Raw genomic sequence first — 19,316 nt, forward strand, 5'->3', positions numbered from 1 at the left:
CCATGACCACTCGACCTTGTCAAACGGCAGAGTTGGGCCTGGCAAGTCCATTTACCACGCCAAGTAAGTCAGGTTCCCTGGAAGGCGAGAGGAATCGCCGGCGCCTGTAGGGATGTCTATGTGCTGGTCAGTGAGCGAAGGTCCTAGTTAGCCGCCTCGGCGGAACTGGGTTTTTGGACCGGCACACTCCACACCTCGGGCAGCTTAAGGTGAGGCATTGCCGGACCTGCAAACAGTCTCTGGCAGGGTTTGGCGAGCAAGCGAGCCCACTGTGCCGATCGCGATACGCGCGCACTGTCCGTGGCGATTCCGGTGTCGGCATACATCTGTCGGTAGATCTTCGAGATCAGGACAAATGCCAGCCTGGCGCGCAGCGACTTGATAAACCGCGAGCGCAACCAGATTGACTTCAGGCTGTAGAACGTGTCCCAGACCCCTTGGGTGCGGCTGCGGACTTCCTCCGCGGACATCGTCGGATGCGACCAGTACAGCTTCGGCCGCAGTGCCTGCGGGATGAGCCAGCGCCGCGTAATCGGAATACCCGCAATCTGGACGGGAGATTCTCCCAAGTCCTTTTCCCAGCGGATGAAGTCAACTGTACCGGGGTAGGGAGTCAGGGTCACAAACTGAGCAAATGCGACTTCCGCTTGCGAGGCCGCGGTGGCAGTGGCCTGGAATGTTTCCGGACGGTCGCTCGGCAAACCAAAAATAAACGACCCCAGCACATACACGCCGTGACGGCGGAATGTTCGCAGGCGTTCCACCAAGTCGACTCCCGCGGCATTGAACTCCTTGTACACATCCTTCAGGCCTTCCGGGGTCACAGATTCGATTCCCACCAGCGCGCCTTTGATGTGGGCGGCTTTCATAGCGTCGAGAAATTCGGTGTCTTCCGCGGCTTCCATGGTGATCTGCGTAAAGAAGATCGTGTCGGAGGGCAACTGCGCGAGGCGCGCCATCAGCGCAAAGCGCTCGGCCCGGAGTGCCTTCAGTTCGTTGACCCGGTGCGTATTGTGTTGTGCCTCGGCGAGTTGGATATCGGTGAGAGTTACGGGATAAAAATTATCGTCGGCGAGAGCGATGAAGCGAAATCCCAGCCGCCGCAACTGGACGATCTCCTCGATCACCGCGTCCGATCCGCGCTGCCGCGGTTTCTGTCCATCCGTGCGCCACACCGAACAGAATGAACAGTGCTTGGGACAGCCGCGCACGGTTTGCACCGATGCCCACATATAACTTTTGCGCGGCACCAGATCCCAACGGGCAGGCAGGAACTCCGAGGCGTCAATGCGTCCGCCTTCATACACCGCAATGGGTGCGCCCTTGGAGCAGTCCAACAATACTTGTCCCCAGACCACGTCTCCATCGCCCTTGACGACCGCGTGTGCGCCGCCGAGTTCATGGGCTTCCACCGGATAGAGCGTCGCGTGGATTCCTCCGAACACCACGTAGGCGCCGCGCGCGCGCCAGCTTCCCGATCTTGTAGCCGCGTAGCGCATTCGCCGTGTGGATCCCGATGCCCACTACATCGCCAGGCTGAATCTGATCGGGATCGAGCGATTCCAACGTTTCATCGACCAGAGAGGGGTCGCCGTAAGTTGCTGGAGTGGCTGCCGCCAGGACGTACAGCCAGCGGGGAGTGATGACGGCCGTGCCAAAAGCAACATCGCTGGGATTGACGAGGTGCACGCGCACGCTGGGAGGCCCTCCTCGGGCTGGACTACTCGGGCGCGTCACGAGTCGTGCGCACGATCGACAAGACTAGTCGTTCACGCGGCTATTCGCAAATCCAATCTGCAATGTTTTGGACATGAAACGCCGAGCACGCACCCCGATTACGCTTCATTCTCATGTTTGACGAATCCGGGAGTCTGTTCAATAGTGCTCACTTTTCTGGTGGAGAGGACAGTTATTCTGGGACGTCACATCCCGGAATTCGATGAAGTTTTGCCTGCAAATCGTGTTTGTGACCGTGCAGATCCTGACGATCTGGACCAGTTTATCGCTTCCGCTCAGTGGCCAGGTCGCGAGCGCGGTTGCGATGGACTCTCGCGCACTTCTAGGCGCGGATCAAGTGGTTGCCAACATGGTCCGCAGGAATCTGGAACGCGCGCAGGCCTTGGGTTCTTACAAGGGCACTCGGGTCTATCGGCTGGACTATCGCGGTTTCCCAAGTTCTCGTAGTGCGGAGATCACGGTCGAAGTGGTGTTCCGGTCCCCGTCCACGAAGGAATTCAAGATCCGATCGGAAACTGGCTCGCACTTTCTGGTGGAGAAGGTTTTTCGCAGAATGCTACAGAGTGAGCAAGACGCGCTCACGGCGGAGAATCAATCTCGTGTTGCCCTCAATAACGATAACTACCAGTTCGCTCTCGCGGGCGTTGAAGTCTTGCCGACTGGGCCGTCGTATATTCTGTCGGTCGAACCTCGGACCAATAACAAGCTGCTCTACCGCGGACGCATCTGGGTCGACGCCGAAGATTTTGCAGTCGTGCGGATAGACGCGGCCCCCGCCAAGAACCCTTCCTTTTGGACCAAGGATACGACGATCCAACAGGTCTATGGGAAAGTTGGCAATTTCTGGCTGCCTCTATCCAACCGTAGTACCAGTACGATCCGCCTGGGAGGGCATGCCTCTTTCTCGATTGACTACCGTGATTACCAGATCACAGCCGAGGCACCGTCCGGAACTTCAAGCAAAGGCAAAGGGTACTAGCCGAGTAGCTGTTCAGGCTTTCGCGCGCGAGCCGGCAAATGCCAGGGCGATTCCACCGCCAATCAACACGGCGCTAATTATTGGGGACACTTTTTCGCTGTGAGTGGTTTGCACGCCGATGTTGGCATCGCCGATCTTGATGCCTTGCTTTTCAGAACTTGGAATCGGCACCACCAGCGATGCGAGTCCAAGCACAATCAAGAGAATACCTGCATACAAGAACATCTTCATGGCGGATCCTTTGCCGTTCGAAGGGGGAAGGACTTCGCGTTCCATTTTCCACATTCGGAATGCCGAAGCTGTGCAATTTTGCTCAGGCTGGCTCGACGAAAGAACCTGCGAGCGGGTTTCAGTCGTGGAGAACGACATTGAGCAGCGAACTGTGGACTTGCAAGCCACCATCGATGCCGCCGGAGTAGTTGATGAATCCGAGCTTGCGAAAGCGGTTCATGAAGAAACTGACTCGTGAGCGAGTCGTGCCGATCATTTCCGCCAGCGTTTCCTGGCTTATCTTGGGAACTACCGCTTCCGGAACGCCTTCTTTGCCGAAATGAGCGAGCAGGAGAAGCACTCGGGCCAGTCTCTTTTCGCTGGAATTGAAGAGCTGGTCCACCAGATCTTCTTCGTACCGGATATTCCGGGCCAGCAGGTAGGCGACGAACAGGTCGGAGAATGTGCGTTCGCGGTGCAAGGCCGACATCATCGCCCCTTTTTCGACGCGCAGAATTTCACAATCCGACATTGACTCGGCAGATCCCATGCGCATCAGCTGACCAGCCAGGGCTCCTTCGCCAAAGAAGCTGGATTCAGTAAGGATCGCAATCGTGGCTTCTTTGCCGGCCTTGGAAACAACCGTGAGCCGCACCTTGCCTTTTTGGACATAGAAGACCGCGTCCGCTGGATCGCCCTGGGTATAGACGGTCCTCCCCTTCGCAAAGGTCAGCATCGTTCTGCCCTCGCCAATCGTGGCAAGGAAAGTCTTCGGATTGAACGGGAGATGTTTCTTGCTCACGCGAACTAGGGTCATAAGTAGCGGGCCATCGAGAGGTACGTCAAACTGTTCAGCGTAGCGCGTGGCCTTCCGACGCGAGGTTGCCATCGGCTTTTCTTTCAAGATTGTAAGCGCTGCCAGCCGCATATCGATGACTTCATTTGAAGTCTGGCCCGCGGAGTCGTATGCCCACCACCCAGGGCATGGCGCCTGGGGCGTAGTCACAGCTCCTGTGTTTCCAGACGATTGCCCCCATCTTTACAGACAGATGCAGGTGAATTTATGAAAAATCGGCAAGGCAAGTCTGTGCAAAAGTGCTCATAAATTTATGTCGCTTGGGACGGAATCGTTGAAACCACATGAACTTTCCAGTACCGACGACGTCCCGTTCCTGGGTTCCTACTTCTCTCCAGCAATCAAACGGCGGTCCCGATGGGGCTCGGTCCTGGGCAGACCGGTACTCAGTTCGCATTTTTCCCCCGGTTTAGCACCACAAGTAGGGCAGCGAACCGTCAGGACCTTCTTTTCCGTGACTTTCATAGCTACATCATGCAACGCAATGTACTTCCATGTTGGTCAAAAGTGACCAGTATCTTCCGTAATGAGTCACGATCGTGGATTTCGGCATCTAACTCGAAATGAAAGCGACCAAGTCAATTTTCGACGAGCAATACCGGGTCGTCGCTATTGCAAGTGACCGCCTGGTCGTGCGGGGGATTCAGAGTGGGGAAATCCTGACTATCGTCAACCCTGAGCCCGCGAGTCCGCTTAGCCAGACTGACTTTCCGCCCGGAAAGCTGATTGCGCTCAGCGATCCTTCCACCGTGCCGATGAATTGATTCGATCTTGTTCCTGGCTTCGGGCCGGTCGTTAAGGACCGGTCTGAAAGCCAATTTTCCGGGTCGCCGGTTCTTGCTGGTTGATGTTTTTCGTTCTCGGCCGCGATTTCGCTTTATGTCTATTGTCTCCAAATTACTGGGCGCCATGATCCAGCGGTGGCATTTGCTTTTCATGCGCGCCATCACAATCAGCCTGATTGTTCTGGTGTGCTGCAGTGGCTCTTCCGCTTATTCGGTACTGACTCACGAAGAAATCATTGACCTTGTGTGGCTCGACACCATTCAGCCGCTGCTGTTGAAAAAATACCCGGGACTGTCGGAAGAGCAGATTCGCGAAGCGCACGCCTATGCGTATGGCGGCGCGGTGATTCAGGACCTGGGCTACTACCCGTTCGGAAGCAGGGAATTCAGCAACCTGGCGCACTACGTCCGCAGCGGAGATTTTGTCCGCGAACTCGTGCTCGAAAGCCACGACGTCAACGAATATGCGTTTGCGCTCGGTGCGCTCTCTCACTACGCATCGGATATTGCAGGCCATCCCGCGGTCAATCAGGCTGTGGCCATTGAATATCCCAAACTGCGTGCGAAGTACGGTTCGTCGGTTCGTTACGCGCAGGACAAAACAGCTCACTTGAAAACGGAATTCGGCTTCGACACCGTCCAAGTTGCCAAGAAGCGCTATGCGCCGGAGAATTACCACGACTTTATTGGTTTCAAAGTCTCGAAGCCGTTGCTGGAAAGGGCTTTTCCAATTGTCTATGGAGTGCAACTGACGGACGTCTTAACCCATGAAGATCTGGCGGTGGGAACATATCGCTTCGCGATCGGCAGGATGATCCCGCAAATGACTCAGGTCGCGTTGCAGATCCACAAGAAAGAACTGATTCAAGAGACGCCGAATTTCCAGAAGCGAAAATTTCTATATCGCCTGTCGCGGTCGAGTTATGAAAAAGAATGGGGAAAGGAATATGAAAGGCCAGGCGTGGGCACGAGGATTCTATCGACACTCTTGCGGTTTGTCCCGAAGGTAGGCCCGTTCAGGGGGCTCGCATTCAATCACCCAACCCGGCAGACCGAAGACCTATACATCCAGAGCATTAACACCACGGTCGATCAGTATCGCGCGTTCTTGGCACAGGAAAGCGCCGGATCTCTTGTCCTGCCCAATTGCGATTTCGACACGGGCAAACCGACGAAAGCCGCCGAGTATTCCCTGACTGACGAGGCGTACGCCAAACTCCTCGGCCAATTGGACGACCGGAAGTTTGATAGCATCTCGCCCGAACTGCGGGCCAACATTCTTGATTTCTATTCCGACCTCAACGTGAAGTTCGATACCAAGCGAGATCACGATGATTGGAATAAGGTGTTGACCGAACTGGAGAGACTGCGAGCCGCGACACCGGTTCCGTCACTCGCAACCACCGCCAAGCATGACGCGACGATCCAATCGCAGCACTAGAAGCGGTATTTGAATGCAAACTGCAGAACGCGTGGCCCATTCAGGGCGTTGATTCTCTGCAGACTCCCAAATCCGTTTACGCCGCTGTTTTGCACCAGATAGCAAATCTGATTTGAACTCAAACCGTCTCCGCACGTATCCCCGAACGGACTGTACTGAATCTGATTGACTCCGTTTCCATTCTGCACATAGTAGTTGGCATGGTTGAAAAGATTGAACGCCTGCACTTGAACAGCAACGCTCTGCCGCTCATTGATGTGGAATTGCTTGCCGAGGCTAAGGTCGATTTGCTGCGTCCAGGGTCCGTAGAACGAGTTCAATCCTGCCCGCGGACTTGGCCCCGCGCCGTTTATCCCGAGCGCTGAATTCGCGGTACTTTGTAAGGCAGCTGAGTCGTTCACGATATTGCGAGTTGCTCCATCCGCGAGATCGCATTCAGGACCGATTTCATCCGAAGGGCAGGCCGTATCGAGTAGGGCTGCGTAAGGGCGCCCCGAAGCGAACTGCATCAATGTACTGATCGTCCAGTTAGATACGAGACCACGAAGCCTCGGAGAATGCAGATTCTGCCCAAACCCCGGTTCATAGACCGCAGCGATTGAGAGCCGATGGCGCTGGTCGAGTAGATAGGGGGCGTGGGTATTGCGCAAGTCAAACTGGTTGTTGAAATCCACGCCGCGGGCCATGATGTTTTTTGCATACGTATACGAGGCGTGGAACGAGAGCCCTCGCCGCATCCGCCTCTGCGCCTGCGCGAAAAATGAGTTGTAATGATTGATCCCGGGACTGACCAGCGCATTGATCTGATTGAAGCTTGAGCTGATTCGCCCCTCTTGCAGCAAGCCGGAATCGAGATTTGGAAGAACGACTTGTTTCCCGTTGCAGTCTTCAGTGTCCGCGGCCTCCGGGGGGCAGAGCACAAATGTGGTCGCGCCGGTCGGTGGAATCAGATTCAGATCGTAGGCACTGGACGCAATCAAATGCACGCCATGTGTCCACGTTGTTCCCACGGTAAGCACTGTGTCAGGAAATATCTCGCGTTCGATTTGAAGGCTGGACTGCAGGATCGAGGGGAATCGAAAATGCGGATCGATCAGGGAAATATCTGCCGCTGAGAATAGCGATGGATCGGTCACCTGGTTCGGGAAAACTGCGACTTGATCCTGGGGCGTGAGGTCCCCATTGTAAGCAAGATTCACCGAAGCCTGTTGGGAGAGCAATCCATTCGACACCACGGAATTGCGGTAGTTTAGGCCGTTCAGGTTTTCGTAGAACATGCCAAAGCCGCCGCGGACCACGGTCTTTTCCATCGGTTGCCATGCCAATCCGATGCGCGGAGCGAGTCGCTGGTACTGGTTCGGAAATTGTCCCGTCAGTGGGAAATCGGGGTTGCCCCGCGGTTGCGGATAGATCTGAAAGTCCTCCCGCAGGCCTAGATCAAGCGTCAGGCCACGGCGAATCTGGTAGGTGTCAGCAATATAGAAACCGAGGTACGGCACCGCGAAAGAGAATTTCGGATTGCCGGCGCTCTGCACGAAATTGTCGTAACGTCCAATCGCAAAATCCGGCAGACTCGAGAATGTATAGGTTCCACGGAATGTTCCATTTTGACGGGCGGCGTCTGGATCGAATCCGCCAAACGCAAGGTCCGCCACGTGCCCGTAGCTGAACTCCACTCCGAATCGAAAGGTGTGCCTGCCTTGCAAGTAGCTGACGCGGTCGGAAGTTTGCCACAAGGCCTCATTCGTGCGACCTCCGGCGAATCCGGCATTGCCAAGTTGCAACGCTCCGCCCTGATCGGCATCGCCGCCTGAAGTGAGAAGAATCGCGGGAAGGACCGGATTCACCAGGCCAGTGGGCGTGAAGTACTGATCGTCACGCGAAAAACTGGCATGAAACTCATTCAGGAGATTACTCCCGTAGGCATGGCTCCAGCCGAGAGCAGCGTGGTAGTCGCGAACAAATGCATTGGCCAGCGTGCTGATCCCGAATAGCGGTGTTTGATTGCCCACGATAGCGCCGCCCGGCGAGTCAAAGCGATTCCAATTCAGGCTGAGATAAATGCGATCGTCCTTCGAGTCCCGGTAGTCGATCTTCGTGAGGAGTGCCCAGTCATTGCGAAAGCGAGGATGAATGCCAAGATTGGAGTGAATTGCCTGGAGTGCGTTCGCGACTCCCTGCAAATATCGCGGGTCCTCCGGGTCGGGATTGTTCGTATCGCCAGGGGAAGGAAACTGGCCGTTCGCAGGCGGCAGCTGGATTCCGTCCTCAACGCCGAAGTCTTCCTGCGAAACATCCGCGAAAGCGGGGTTAATCACCGACATTGGATTCTTCTGCCGCTGTTGTTCGTAGTCCGTGAAAAACCAGGCGCGGCCCGGCATCACCGGCCCACCCAGGCTGCCCCCGAACTGTTGAAGAATATTTGCGGGCCTCGGGATGCCATTGGCTTTGTTGACGGCATCGTTCGCGCCGGCCCCAGAATTCCGGTTGTAGTAAAAGGCGTTGCCATGCAGAGTGTCTGAGGCCGAGCGGGTGACTACGTTGACGAATCCCGTTGCAGCGCCGCCGTAGTCCGAGCGATAGGGCGAAACGGCAACCTGGAATTCCTCGATCGCGTTTTCTCCAAAGATGTAAGGGACGCGCTCGCCGCCGCGTGCCGCTCCAAAATAGTTGCTGCCGGCGCTAGCGCCGTCGACCGAAAATGCATTGGAGCCGTTGGCGTTCGCGTAGCCAGTGTCCTGCCCGCCTTGCTCCCCTGCAAGGCTGACCAATCCCTGTTCGCCGTCCGGTGTGGCGTTCGGTACCAATAGCGCGAGATCAAGGAAGCGGCGTCCGCTGAGCGGCAAATTATTGAGGGCGCTGCGATCGATTACCGAACTCAGGTTCGAGTTTTCGGTCTGCAACAGCGGAGACTCGCCCGTCACCGTCACCGATTCGCTCTCTGAACCCGGTTGCAGGCGAGTGGTCACCGTGACTGTCTGTCCTACCTGCACCACTACCGCCTTAACAATTTCCTTCCGGAAGCCGCGAGCAGTTACCTCAAGCGCGTACAGTCCAACCGGCTGAGACGGAAACAAAAAAATACCTGCCGAGTTCGATATACATTTCTGGCTTCCACTGGAGGATTGGAAAGCGAGAACGACAGAAGCACCTGCGATCGTCGCTCCCGTGTTGTCTGCAACCACGCCACGGACCGCACCCGTCGGCGCTGCGGCCTGGGCCCATAGGGGTTTGCAACAGGTCGCGAGCGCAATCCACAACACCACACTGGGAACTTTCAATCGATATCCCGTCGACCGGTTCATGCATTTCCTTCGATGGGGGGCACCCGTCGCGCGATATGGTATGTGATCTGTTGCATTCAAGTCAGGGAACGCGGGATCACTGCGAGGGGTAATTCTCGCCCAGCAACACGGGACACAGCAAGTGGTGGGATCGAGCCTTAGGAAGGAACGCCTTGCTCCTGCAGAGCCAGCTTGGCTTCTTTGCTGGCTTCCTGTGTCTGATCACGCATGCCGAAACGAATACCGATCTTCTTCAGGAAGTCATAAGGCGGCACTCCACCGGCAAAGATCCAAACGAAGTCGTTCGGCAATTCACGTTTTTCGCCTTGCACGTCGAGCAACACGGAATCAACTTTGAACTCGACTGGGTTCGTATTGAAAAGGACTTCGACCTTTCCGGACCGCATGCAGTCGGCGATTCGTTTTGAATTGCGCTCCTTGATGCGGCTGAACTGCGCGCTCCGGTAACAGAGCGTGACCTTGTTGCCGGATTGGTTCGCGAGTCCCATCGCGGCTTCCACAGCGCTGTCTCCGCCGCCGACGATGAGAATTTTCTTGTTCACATAGTGATCCGCCTCAATCAGCCGATACATGACCTTGCCCTGTTCCTCGCCCTGAACTCCTAGTTTGCGCGGAGTGCCGGTCTTACCCAGGGCAAGAATGACGGCTCGGGTGCGGTATTCATTGGTGGCCGTTTTGACCGTGAATATCGCGTCTTCACCCTTGTTGATCTGTTCGACCTTTGCGCCCGTCACGCAGTTGAAGTCCGCGCGGTTGAGAACCATATCCCAGAACGCAAGCAGGTTTTCCTTGGACAGTTCGGTCTTCTTGAACTTACCGTACATCGGAAATTCCACGGGACTGGTCATCACCAGCTTTTGTCGAGGATACTTCGCAACGGTGCCGCCAATTTCATCCTGTTCGAGGGTGATGTAGTTCAGCTTGTTTTCGATGGCGCGTAGCGATGCGCTGATTCCGGCCGGTCCTGCACCCACGATCAGCACATCATAAACACCCGTCTGCGCCGTTCCACCGCGAGAGGCACGTCGGCGCACGAGGTGGTCAACGCATTCGCGGCCCTGATTGACCGCATTCTTGATCAGTGCCAGGCCGCCGAGTTCGCCGATGAGAAACAGATTCTCAATGCTGGTCTCGAATTCCGGGGTCATGTAGGGCATGTCGGCCCCCATGCTCGGAGTGGCCATGACCATCGTGATCGCACCGACTGGACACGCCTCCGCGCACAAGCTGTGGCCAATGCACTTATATCCATTGACGATCACGGCCTTGCCCGCCAGCATGGCGAGTACGTCGCCTTCCGGGCATACGGTCGTGCACGTCGCGCAGCCAATACAGTTGTTGGTATCAATATGCGGATGCTGCGAGCGCGGGCCTTCGGAGAAAACTTTCCCTTTCTCAGCCGCTTGTTTGGCGAGTTCGTCCCGCTGCTTCAAGCTTTTCAGATAGCCACGGAGGAAGAATAGAGACACTGCGACCGCGATCGCGATGGTGATCAGAGACTCCATACATCGATCCTAGAAAAAGCCCATCATCAACACCACGCCAATGTGAACCAGCACCAAGACTGCAAACGTGTAGCTGAATGGTTTGTGTACGACATGCCACAGGTGAAAGACCTGCTGCGTTCGCGAAAGGAACAGGATGCGTTTGGAAAGAGCCGCTTCTTCCTTCGCGATGGCGATGGCCCGTTCCAATTCGCGGTTCTTTGTGACCAGCAGTCCGCCCAGAGTCGTCAGGTACTCCGAGCCATGCAGAGATCCGCTGCGCAAGCGCGCAATCCGCAACGGCCGCAGCAGGTCGAGTAAGAACATATAGACCAGTGCGACAGCGGCGGGTAAACGATCCACCGTTTCCTGGCTGGGAAGGCGCAGTGCAGAACGCACATCCGACTCCCGCAAGACTTTTTGCTCGGCGAGTTGGTCCGCCATCTTTGCTTGGATATCCTGCAGCTCCTTGCGCGAAAATTCCGCTGCGTTGACTCGCCGCGGAATCTGTCCGTAGAGGTATCGGCCCACGATTCCGCTTGTGGAAACAGCGACCATGATCCAGAACGCGATCCCCGCAAAACCATGGAACTTGAACGACGAGTGCATGGCGATGACAAACGGCGCCGACAAGCCGAGCACGATGTGGAAATCCAGCCAATGCCGGGAAACGCCGATTCGGCCCAGCCATGTCCAACGCTTTCGCAGCGGGTAGAGAAAGATGATCAGGAACATGCCCACGCCCAGCATGCCGAGCTTGATGCCGATCCGTCCGCTCGGCTTGAGCAGCGCGTGTTTCGCCATGAAGGGGCGATCGTGGGGACCGGCAGTGTAATAGTCGAAGCCATAGGCGCCCAGCCCTACGATCAATGCGATGGCGACTAGGTAGGCAAGGAACAGGCGTAGTTTATGGCCTGCCTCAGGATTGCTGGCGGCGGCCGCAACTGCGACGGGAATTGGACTTGGGGCAGTGGCTGTGCTCATTTTTGGGCGACGTGCTCCTCGGTGGATACCGCAAACTGCTTGTACGTCGTGAACCGGTGCGTGTTTCTCCAGTGCTGCTTCGGCGTTTCTACTTCCACGACCGCTTCGGTGGGAAACCAGTACACCGGTTGCGTCTTGTCGGTGCTGAAGGGCACCGCAGCAAAATGGACCGACGACTGCAAGGTTTTCATCCCGATATCTTCCAGTGTGGACCCAACGCCGGCATCCACGCGCAGGATGTCCCCTTTTTGGGGATCGACCCATGCCGTGCCCGATAGTTCCAGCGGATATTCACGCCCTCGCAGAGCGAGAGCCGCCACGGATCGCGTGTTGGGAATGTGCTGGAAATGAATTTTGCGAGTGGCATGGCCGTCAAGCGTTTCACTGCCCGCATCGCTGAATTCAAAACCATTCATGTAGTAGGGATGGAATACCAGGAACAGGGTCGCAAAGCCGTTGCTGAGCAACATCGAAATCGGCATACGGCTGTTGACCTTGGATTCCTTGATGGGAAGTCGTGACTCGTTGAGCGTCAGGTCTCCGCCAGTGTTGGTCAGAATGACGAGGTAGTCGTACGAGGACTGCCGTTCGATGTCTACCTTGCCGTCCAGTCTAAACTTCTCTTGCGTGACCTGCTCCGTGCACTTGACGTTCGAAAACTGGTCGAGAAATTCCGTCGTGCGATGCGACGTCCGGTCGAGAATTTGCTCGAACGAATCTGTCTGTGCTCCGGTCAGCGGGCAGACACACAACAGCAGAGCGGATATGCCGAGAAAAACCCGAGTTGAGACGAACCTGCGCATCCTGATCACCGGTGTCCGTGACGGTTATCAAAGCGGTAGCCAAACGTGAAGATCCACTGATCGTAGTTCATCTGGTTCCCGCGGTTGATGGTGCCGCCGCCCTGCACAAAATAGTGTTCGCCGAGCGCGCTCTCCATCATGATGTTGACGAAACGAGAGCGGTTCGCCGCGCTGAGCGTGGACGCAAAGTTTTGCTGTCCGGCAAGAATCTGGAGTTGCAGGGTTTCGCCGAGATTCTTGGAGAGCGACAGCGCTTCATACGAGCCGCTGCCAAAACTGCTGTTGAATCGCGAGTAGCGCGCGTCCGCGTGCATGTTGACCCATGGAATCCGGCCAAAGGTGATGCCGAACATTTCGTTCAACGAATTTTTCTTGTCGCCGGTCCGGTTGCTAAGCCCCAAGTCAGCGCTGAGCCAGACCTGCTTGTAGATTTCGACACGGGTGCCCGCGCTGAACCCTTGCATCAGATATTTGTCGAGCAATCCGGTCTGAATCAGGCTGGGATCGAAACTCGGCAAGTCGCGAAAATACGTGTGATTGAAGCTCAACTCGACTTTGGGATGAACCTGCGCGCGCATCGTCAGGAAACTCCTCCCGAGGCCAAAGCCTGTACCGGGTTGATGTCCTGTTGTTCCGTCGGCATTTTTGTAGTCGTACCCTGGCTGCGAATCCAACTGTGACGATTGATAAATCGAAAAGATGCGTTTGTAGAAGATGCTGTTTTCCGCAAACAGGAACGGACGGTTCGGACTCCAACTCAGCAACTTCATGCCAGCGCCGGTGGTCGACGTGTAGTGCAGGTCTTCGTAACTTCCGCCTTCGAAGTTGACGAACGAACCGCCGATTTCGCGGTTCGGCGCGTAACTATACGAAGTCGGATCGGGAGTCGAGCCAAGAAAAACACCGGCCGTAACTCCTTGCTTGAGCCGGCGCCCGAAATATCCGCCGTCAATCGTATCCAGGCTGGTTGCCCACGGAAGATACATACGGCCAAAGCCCGCCACCCACGCGGAGTTTGGATTGTCGTACGTTGTATACAGGTGATAGGTTCGGTTCAGCAGATCCTGCAGCGTCTGCGTACCCGCAGTGGTGTGATTCAAGCGCCCACGCCAATATCCACTCACGTTCCAATAGGTTCCGTTAAGGCGCGTGATATCGGCGCGCAGGACTACGCCCAGGTTGGAACTCTGCATCCCGGAGCCGTCGTGGTTCAAGACGCCAATGTAGTCGAAGCCAATACGGCCACGAGCACGATTCACAGACGGCAACGGCGGCTTCGGAACTTCAGCGCGCGCTTCGTCGTCCAGCGTATCGTTCTCAGTAAAACTGATGACAGCGGGATATTTTCGGGTGGCGCTCAGGGCATTTTTTTCGACCAGCGATTGCTGATCGGCAGACGACAGGTAGGCGAGATCGCCAATTTTCACAGAGCGCTTCGGCGTGTGAATTTCGGTGACGGAAGAAGTTTCAGCGACGGACAAAACCACAAGTTCGGCTACATCACCGGCGGCTTCTGGATCGGATCCTTCACTTGCCACAGCGCCCGAGTGAGGCAGGTCGCGCACCACCAACTTCATCCCTTCCGTAAGGCCAGCCGCTCGTCCGCCATCCAGGTAAGCGGCGTCCTGCGCGACGTACTTCACTCGAAATGCAGTCCGCAGATCAGAATTCTCTCCCGCGCGAGCAGGCATCTGGAGCTGCCCCTGGCCCGAGCCCTGGGCCTCTTCGCTGCTGTCTGCGGAAGTAGTGTCGGTTGCAGGCTGCGAATCCTTGGCAGCGTGTTGCGCGGTTGCTTGCGGCTGTTCCTTGGTAACCGGTTCAGAAGTTGTTCGGGCGCTGGGCTCCTGTGCTTTCGCAATCTTCGAATCGGAATTCTTGGCAGGCGTCTGCTCCACTGCCTGCACCGGTGGCGGCGGCGCGACTGCGGCCTCTTGAACCGGTGCTGGTAGAACTGGGGGCGGCGCAGGGGGCGTGATTGTTCCTTGCAGAACCGATGCGGTTGTTTCTGGTTGCGTTTTGCGAGCAGCCGCCAATGCTTCTCGAAGAGCCTGATCGCTAGCCGGCGCAGGTTGCTCGCTTACGGAAGCTTGCGTCCCGGCGGCGCTCGTGTCCAAGCCGCTGGGCCGGGGCAGTCCGGAAACCGGTGGTACTTCTCCTGTGCCCGGGGATCCGGCGGTCGGAAACACCGTTCCTTGTTGCAGGCTGCCAGTCTTCGGATGTTGGGCCGTTGGCGGTCCGGTGGAGGCGGTGGTCGAATTGGCGGAAGAATCGGGTGTCCCGCGCGGAAATTGAATCGGCGGACCAGATGGCGGAGGCGTGAGTAGAACGCCATCCTCGTTGCTCTGGTTGCCGTACTCCCCGCCGGACTTCGATCCTCGTCCGAGTGTACTAATGAGTGGACGCGACGCGGCAGCAGCCGGCCCGGTCCGCTTGCGCGCGGACATACTCGGTGGAGCTTCTACCACCAGGATGATTTTCTTACCATCCGTCAGAATTTTGTACGAGTGTTCTGAGTCCAGATCGACAACCAGATGAGTCTCGGGCGGAGTGGTCTGGTTCAATCCAAAACGGACAACCCGCACACCCAGTTGTCCGACCGCGATTCTCTTTTGCTGCGTTTCGGAAAGTGTGCCGGGGAGTTTGAGGACCAACCGATCAGGATGTTGCGCAACTGCTACGGACGGGGTAACTACAGCGCTCAGAGTCACTTCAACGCGAATCTCGCCATTGACGGGAACGATCTCAACCTTGCGCACTGCGGCCGGACCAAGTTCGTTGGTCTGTGCCGACAACATGGCCCCCAGGATCAGGAGCAATCCCAGATAAATCAACCGCTTCATTCGCCCTCATACTTCCTGCTGTAATCGGATGACCCTCAGGTCTCACTATCAGTTCAAAGCACGTTGGATTCCGTTTAGCCCCCGCCACCGTTCTTGTGGCACTGGTAGCAGTTCGCGCTGTTGTAGACATAGTTGCGAACGCCCTGATGCTTCGGGTCGGTCTGGGACTTGGTGTGGCAGCTTGTGCAAGTGAAGACCGAGAAGTCGTTCGGATTCGTATGGCAGTTGGAGCAGATGCCATTCGCGTTCCCGTGGTTGAGCGGAAAATACGTGTGATTGAACTTGCCGTTACTCCACTTGACTGTGTCATGACAGGTGGCGCAGGTGGTCGGGAAATGAGCGGCCGTATGGTTCGGATTATTCGTATTGAGGTAATCCGTCTTATGGCAGCCGTAGCAATCCGTCGGCAGCATCGTGTAGTTGCCGTTGACGTGGCAGTCCACGCAGACTCGCGGCGGCACCAGGTGCGAGCCGGTCAGCGGGAAGGCCGTCTTGCTGTGATCAAACACTGCGTCGGTCCACTTGATGGTGTCGTGGCAGACTTCGCACGTCTGCGGGAATTTCGCCGCCACGTGATCCGGATCTTTGGCACCGTTGAAGTCCGCGAGGTGGCACGTCACGCACGCCGTGTTGTTCAACTTGTAGTTGTTGTTGACGTGGCAATCCGAGCACGCTCGCGGAGGCACCGTATGCGAGCCAGTCAGTGCCCAACCCGTGGCCGCGTGATCGAATTTGCCGTCCGTCCAGTTGACGGTGTCATGGCAGGTTTCGCACGTCGTCGGGAAGTTCGCCGTGATGTGATCGACCGGCGTCTTGGCGTTGTTGTAGTCCGTCTGGTGACACGAAACGCAAGTCGTCACCGTGATGTTGTAGTTGCCGTTGACATGGCAATCCACGCACGCGCGCGGCGGAACGGTATGCGAGCCTGTCAGTGTCCAGCCAGTTTGCGCGTGATCGAACTTGCCATCCAGCCAGTTGACGGTGTCATGGCAGGTTTCGCAGGTGAGCGGGAACTTCGCGCCCACGTGATCGACCGGCGTCTTGGCGTTGTTGTAGTCCGTCTGGTGGCACGAGACGCAACTGGTCTGCGTCAGGTTGTAGTTGCCGTTGATGTGGCAATCGGTACAAGCGCGCGGCGGAACGGTGTGCGAGCCCGTTAATGCCCAACCGGTTTGGGCGTGATCGAACTTACCGTCCATCCAGTTGATGTTGTCGTGGCAGGTTTCGCAAGTGAGCGGGAACTTCGCGCCCACGTGATCGACCGGCGTCTTGGCGTTGTTGTAGTCCGTCTGGTGGCACGAGACGCAACTGGTTTGCGTCAGGTTGTAGTTGCCGTTGATGTGGCAATCGGTGCAAGCGCGGGGTGGCACGGTATGCGAACCCGTCAACGCCCACCCAGTCTGCGCGTGATTAAACTTGCCGTTCATCCAGTTCACGGTGTCATGGCAGGTTTCGCACGTCGTCGGGAACTTGGCCTTAATGTGGTCGACTGGCGTCTTGGCGTTGTTGTAATCGGTCTGGTGGCACGTTACGCAAGACGTCTGGGTCAGGTTGTAGTTGCCATTGATGTGGCAGTCGGCGCACTGCCGGGGCGGCACGGTGTGCGAGCCCGTCAACGCCCAGCCGGTGGCGGCGTGATCGAACTTGCCATTCATCCAGTTCACTGTGTCGTGGCAACTCTCGCAGGTCGTGGGGAACTTCGCCGTAACGTGATCGACCGGAGTCTTGGCATTGTTGTAGTCGGTTTGGTGACACGAGACGCAACTCGTATTTGTGATGTTGTAGTTGCCGTTGACGTGGCAATCAGTACAAGCGCGCGGCGGGACAGTGTGCGATCCAGTTAATGCCCAGCCTGTGCCCGCGTGATCGAATTTTCCGTTCGTCCACTGCACCGTGTCATGGCAGTTGGCGCATGTGGTCGGGAACTTCGCACCCACGTGATCAACCGGCGTCTTCGCGTTGTTGTAATCCGTCTGGTGGCACGATACGCACTTTGTATCCGTGATGTTGTAGTTGTTGTTGGTGTGGCAATCTTCGCATTGTCGCGGAGGCACCGTGTGCGATCCGGTGAGCGGGAATCCTGACTTCGCGTGATCGAACTGGGCCGGCTGCCACGCGGTGGTGGTGTGGCAGACTTCGCAAGTCTTGGAGAATCCCTGCTGCGTGTGATTCGGGTTATTCGTGTTGTTGTAATCCGTAAGGTGACACGTCACGCAGGTCGTCTGCGTCAGATTGTAGTTGCCGTTGACATGGCAGTCCGAGCACGCTCGGGGCGGCACCGTATGCTGGCCAGTGAGCGCCCATCCGGTCGAGGCATGATCGAATTTGCCATTTGTCCAGGCGACGGTGTCATGGCAACTCGCGCACGTCGTGGGGAAATTGGCACCGATGTGATCGACCGGCGTCTTCGCGTTGTTGAAGTCGTTCTGATGGCACGAGACGCAACTCGCCGTCGTGATGTTGTAGTTGTTGTTGACGTGGCAGTCCGTGCAAGCCCGCGGTGGAACGGTATGCGAGCCCGTTAACGCCCATCCCGTCGAAGCGTGATCGAACTTGCCATTCGTCCATGCCACCGTATCGTGACAACTCGCGCACGCCGTGGGCAAGTTCGCCCCCAGGTGATCGACTGGCGTCTTCGCGTTGTTGTAATCCGTCTGGTGGCAGGAAACGCAATCCGTATTCGTAATGTTGTAGTTGTTGTTGACGTGGCAATCCGCGCACTGGCGAGGCGGAACCGCGTGCGCATTGTTCAGCGGGAAGCCAGTCTTCGAGTGATCAAAACTCGCCGGCTGCCAGGCAGATGTCGAGTGGCAGCTGTCGCAAGTCTGCGGAAAACCGCCCTGCACGTGATTCGGATTCGTGCTGTTCTGGAAGTCCTTCAGGTGGCAGCCCACGCAGGCGGTCTGCGGCAAACTGTAATTGTTGTTGACGTGACAGTCTGTGCAGGCCCGCGGCGGAGACATGTGTGCCCCCGTCAGCGGGAATCCCGATTTCGCGTGATCGAAGTTCGCCGGTGTCCAGGCTACGGTCGTGTGGCACGATTCGCAGGTTTGCGAGAAACCCTGCTGCGCGTGGTTCGGATTCTTGGTGTTCTGAAAATCCTTGAGATGGCAGCCCACACAGGTGGTCTGGGGCATCTGGTAATTATTGTTGGCATGGCAATCCGCGCAGGCCCGCGGCGGAACCATGTGCGCGCCGGTCAGAGGAAAGCCAGTGAGCGCGTGATCGAACTTCGCGTTTAACCAGTTGTCGGAAGAGTGGCAGGATTCGCAAGTCGTCGAAAACTTACCCGCCACGTGGTCAGGATTCTTCGCCCCTTGAAATTCCTTCTGGTGACAGCTGTAGCACGCTGTCGACATCGTGCTGTAATTGCTGAGCGCGCCATTCTTGTGGCAGTCATCGCAGGTTGCCGCCGCGTGTGCACCGGTCAGCGGGAAACGATTCATGTGCTGGTTGATCTGCTGGACCGCGACCTTCCAGCCACGAACCGTGTGGCACGATTCGCATTTCGCGCCCATCTGGCGCTTATGAATATCCGCGTGACAGTCGGCGCACTTGTTGCCGACGTTGCTGAACACCATCTTGGTATGGCACGCCGTGCAAGGCACACCCTCATGCAGGCCGCGCAGCGGGTAACGTGTCTGATTGTGATCGAATTCAGGAACCGCCCGGATCGGCTTCCATCCGTAGACCGTGTGGCAGTTCTGGCAGGACAGATTCAGATTTCCGTGCGGGCTCCGCGAGCTTTGCGGATTCTGCGGCGCGCCCGGTGCGGGCGACGGCAGCAGCAAAAGCAGCGAAACTACCAGACTCGCAAATAGTCTCGAAATCAAAATGAGCCAAGCCTCAACTAGTGTGTGATCCACTACAAGCAATCACGTGTCCAACAACA

At 56.9% G+C, this 19,316-nt stretch carries 11 protein-coding genes and 1 pseudogene; 3 read left to right on the plus strand and 9 right to left on the minus strand.

The features are described 5' to 3' along the window. Positions 1-143 precede the first annotated feature (143 nt). Positions 144-1,695, minus strand: a pseudogene (locus tag HY010_05190) (B12-binding domain-containing radical SAM protein). 244 nt (positions 1,696-1,939) lie between these two features. Between HY010_05190 and HY010_05195 the strand changes: the two are divergent. Further along, the gene (locus tag HY010_05195; protein MBI3475105.1) at positions 1,940-2,716 is read left to right on the plus strand and encodes a hypothetical protein; all 777 of its coding nucleotides are present in this window, start codon (positions 1,940-1,942) and stop codon (positions 2,714-2,716) included. 12 nt (positions 2,717-2,728) lie between these two features. Here HY010_05195 and HY010_05200 read toward each other — a convergent pair whose 3' ends face one another. Together HY010_05200 and HY010_05205 are read right to left on the minus strand one after the other, a co-directional pair. Continuing rightward, entirely contained in the window at positions 2,729-2,992 is a 264-nt protein-coding gene (locus HY010_05200) for a hypothetical protein (GenBank protein ID MBI3475106.1), read from the minus strand. A gap of 73 nt (positions 2,993-3,065) precedes the next feature. After that, positions 3,066-3,743 carry a Crp/Fnr family transcriptional regulator gene (locus HY010_05205; GenBank protein MBI3475107.1) on the minus strand — a complete coding sequence of 226 codons (678 nt, stop codon included), beginning with the start codon at positions 3,741-3,743 and terminating at the stop codon, positions 3,066-3,068. A 602-nt stretch (positions 3,744-4,345) separates the two neighbouring features. Between HY010_05205 and HY010_05210 the strand changes: the two genes are divergently transcribed. Further along, positions 4,346-4,546 (plus strand): hypothetical protein, encoded by a 201-nt coding sequence (locus HY010_05210; GenBank protein ID MBI3475108.1) that lies wholly within the window; start codon positions 4,346-4,348, stop codon positions 4,544-4,546. 172 nt (positions 4,547-4,718) lie between these two features. Next, a complete protein-coding gene (locus tag HY010_05215; protein MBI3475109.1) occupies positions 4,719-6,008 on the plus strand; it encodes a zinc dependent phospholipase C family protein in 1,290 nt (429 codons plus the stop codon). On the opposite strand, the gene HY010_05220 is transcribed toward HY010_05215, so the two are convergent. The 6 genes from HY010_05220 to HY010_05245 all read right to left on the minus strand — a co-directional run bounded on the left by HY010_05220 (position 6,005) and on the right by HY010_05245 (position 19,257). After that, a complete protein-coding gene (locus tag HY010_05220) occupies positions 6,005-9,313 on the minus strand; it encodes a TonB-dependent receptor (protein ID MBI3475110.1) in 3,309 nt (1,102 codons plus the stop codon). The two genes, HY010_05215 and HY010_05220, sit on opposite strands and share 4 nt — an antisense overlap. A 137-nt stretch (positions 9,314-9,450) precedes the next feature. Beyond that, positions 9,451-10,818, minus strand: a complete 1,368-nt coding sequence (locus tag HY010_05225) for an NAD(P)-binding domain-containing protein (protein MBI3475111.1) — start codon at positions 10,816-10,818, stop codon at positions 9,451-9,453. A 9-nt stretch (positions 10,819-10,827) separates the two neighbouring features. Then, complete coding sequence (locus tag HY010_05230) at positions 10,828-11,781, minus strand: hypothetical protein (protein ID MBI3475112.1); 954 nt, start codon at positions 11,779-11,781, stop codon at positions 10,828-10,830. Continuing rightward, positions 11,778-12,584: a hypothetical protein gene (locus tag HY010_05235; protein MBI3475113.1), complete on the minus strand. Its 807-nt coding sequence runs from the start codon at positions 12,582-12,584 to the stop codon at positions 11,778-11,780. The genes HY010_05230 and HY010_05235 overlap by 4 nt, the downstream gene beginning before the upstream one ends. A 5-nt stretch (positions 12,585-12,589) precedes the next feature. Continuing rightward, positions 12,590-15,424, minus strand: coding sequence for an AMIN domain-containing protein (locus HY010_05240; protein MBI3475114.1), 2,835 nt, complete (start codon positions 15,422-15,424; stop codon positions 12,590-12,592). A gap of 74 nt (positions 15,425-15,498) precedes the next feature. After that, positions 15,499-19,257 (minus strand): hypothetical protein, encoded by a 3,759-nt coding sequence (locus HY010_05245; GenBank protein MBI3475115.1) that lies wholly within the window; start codon positions 19,255-19,257, stop codon positions 15,499-15,501. Positions 19,258-19,316 lie beyond the last annotated feature (59 nt).

The sequence above is a fragment of the Acidobacteriota bacterium genome, assembly GCA_016196065.1.
In the GTDB taxonomy this organism is placed as follows: domain Bacteria; phylum Acidobacteriota; class Terriglobia; order Terriglobales; family Acidobacteriaceae; genus Acidiflorens.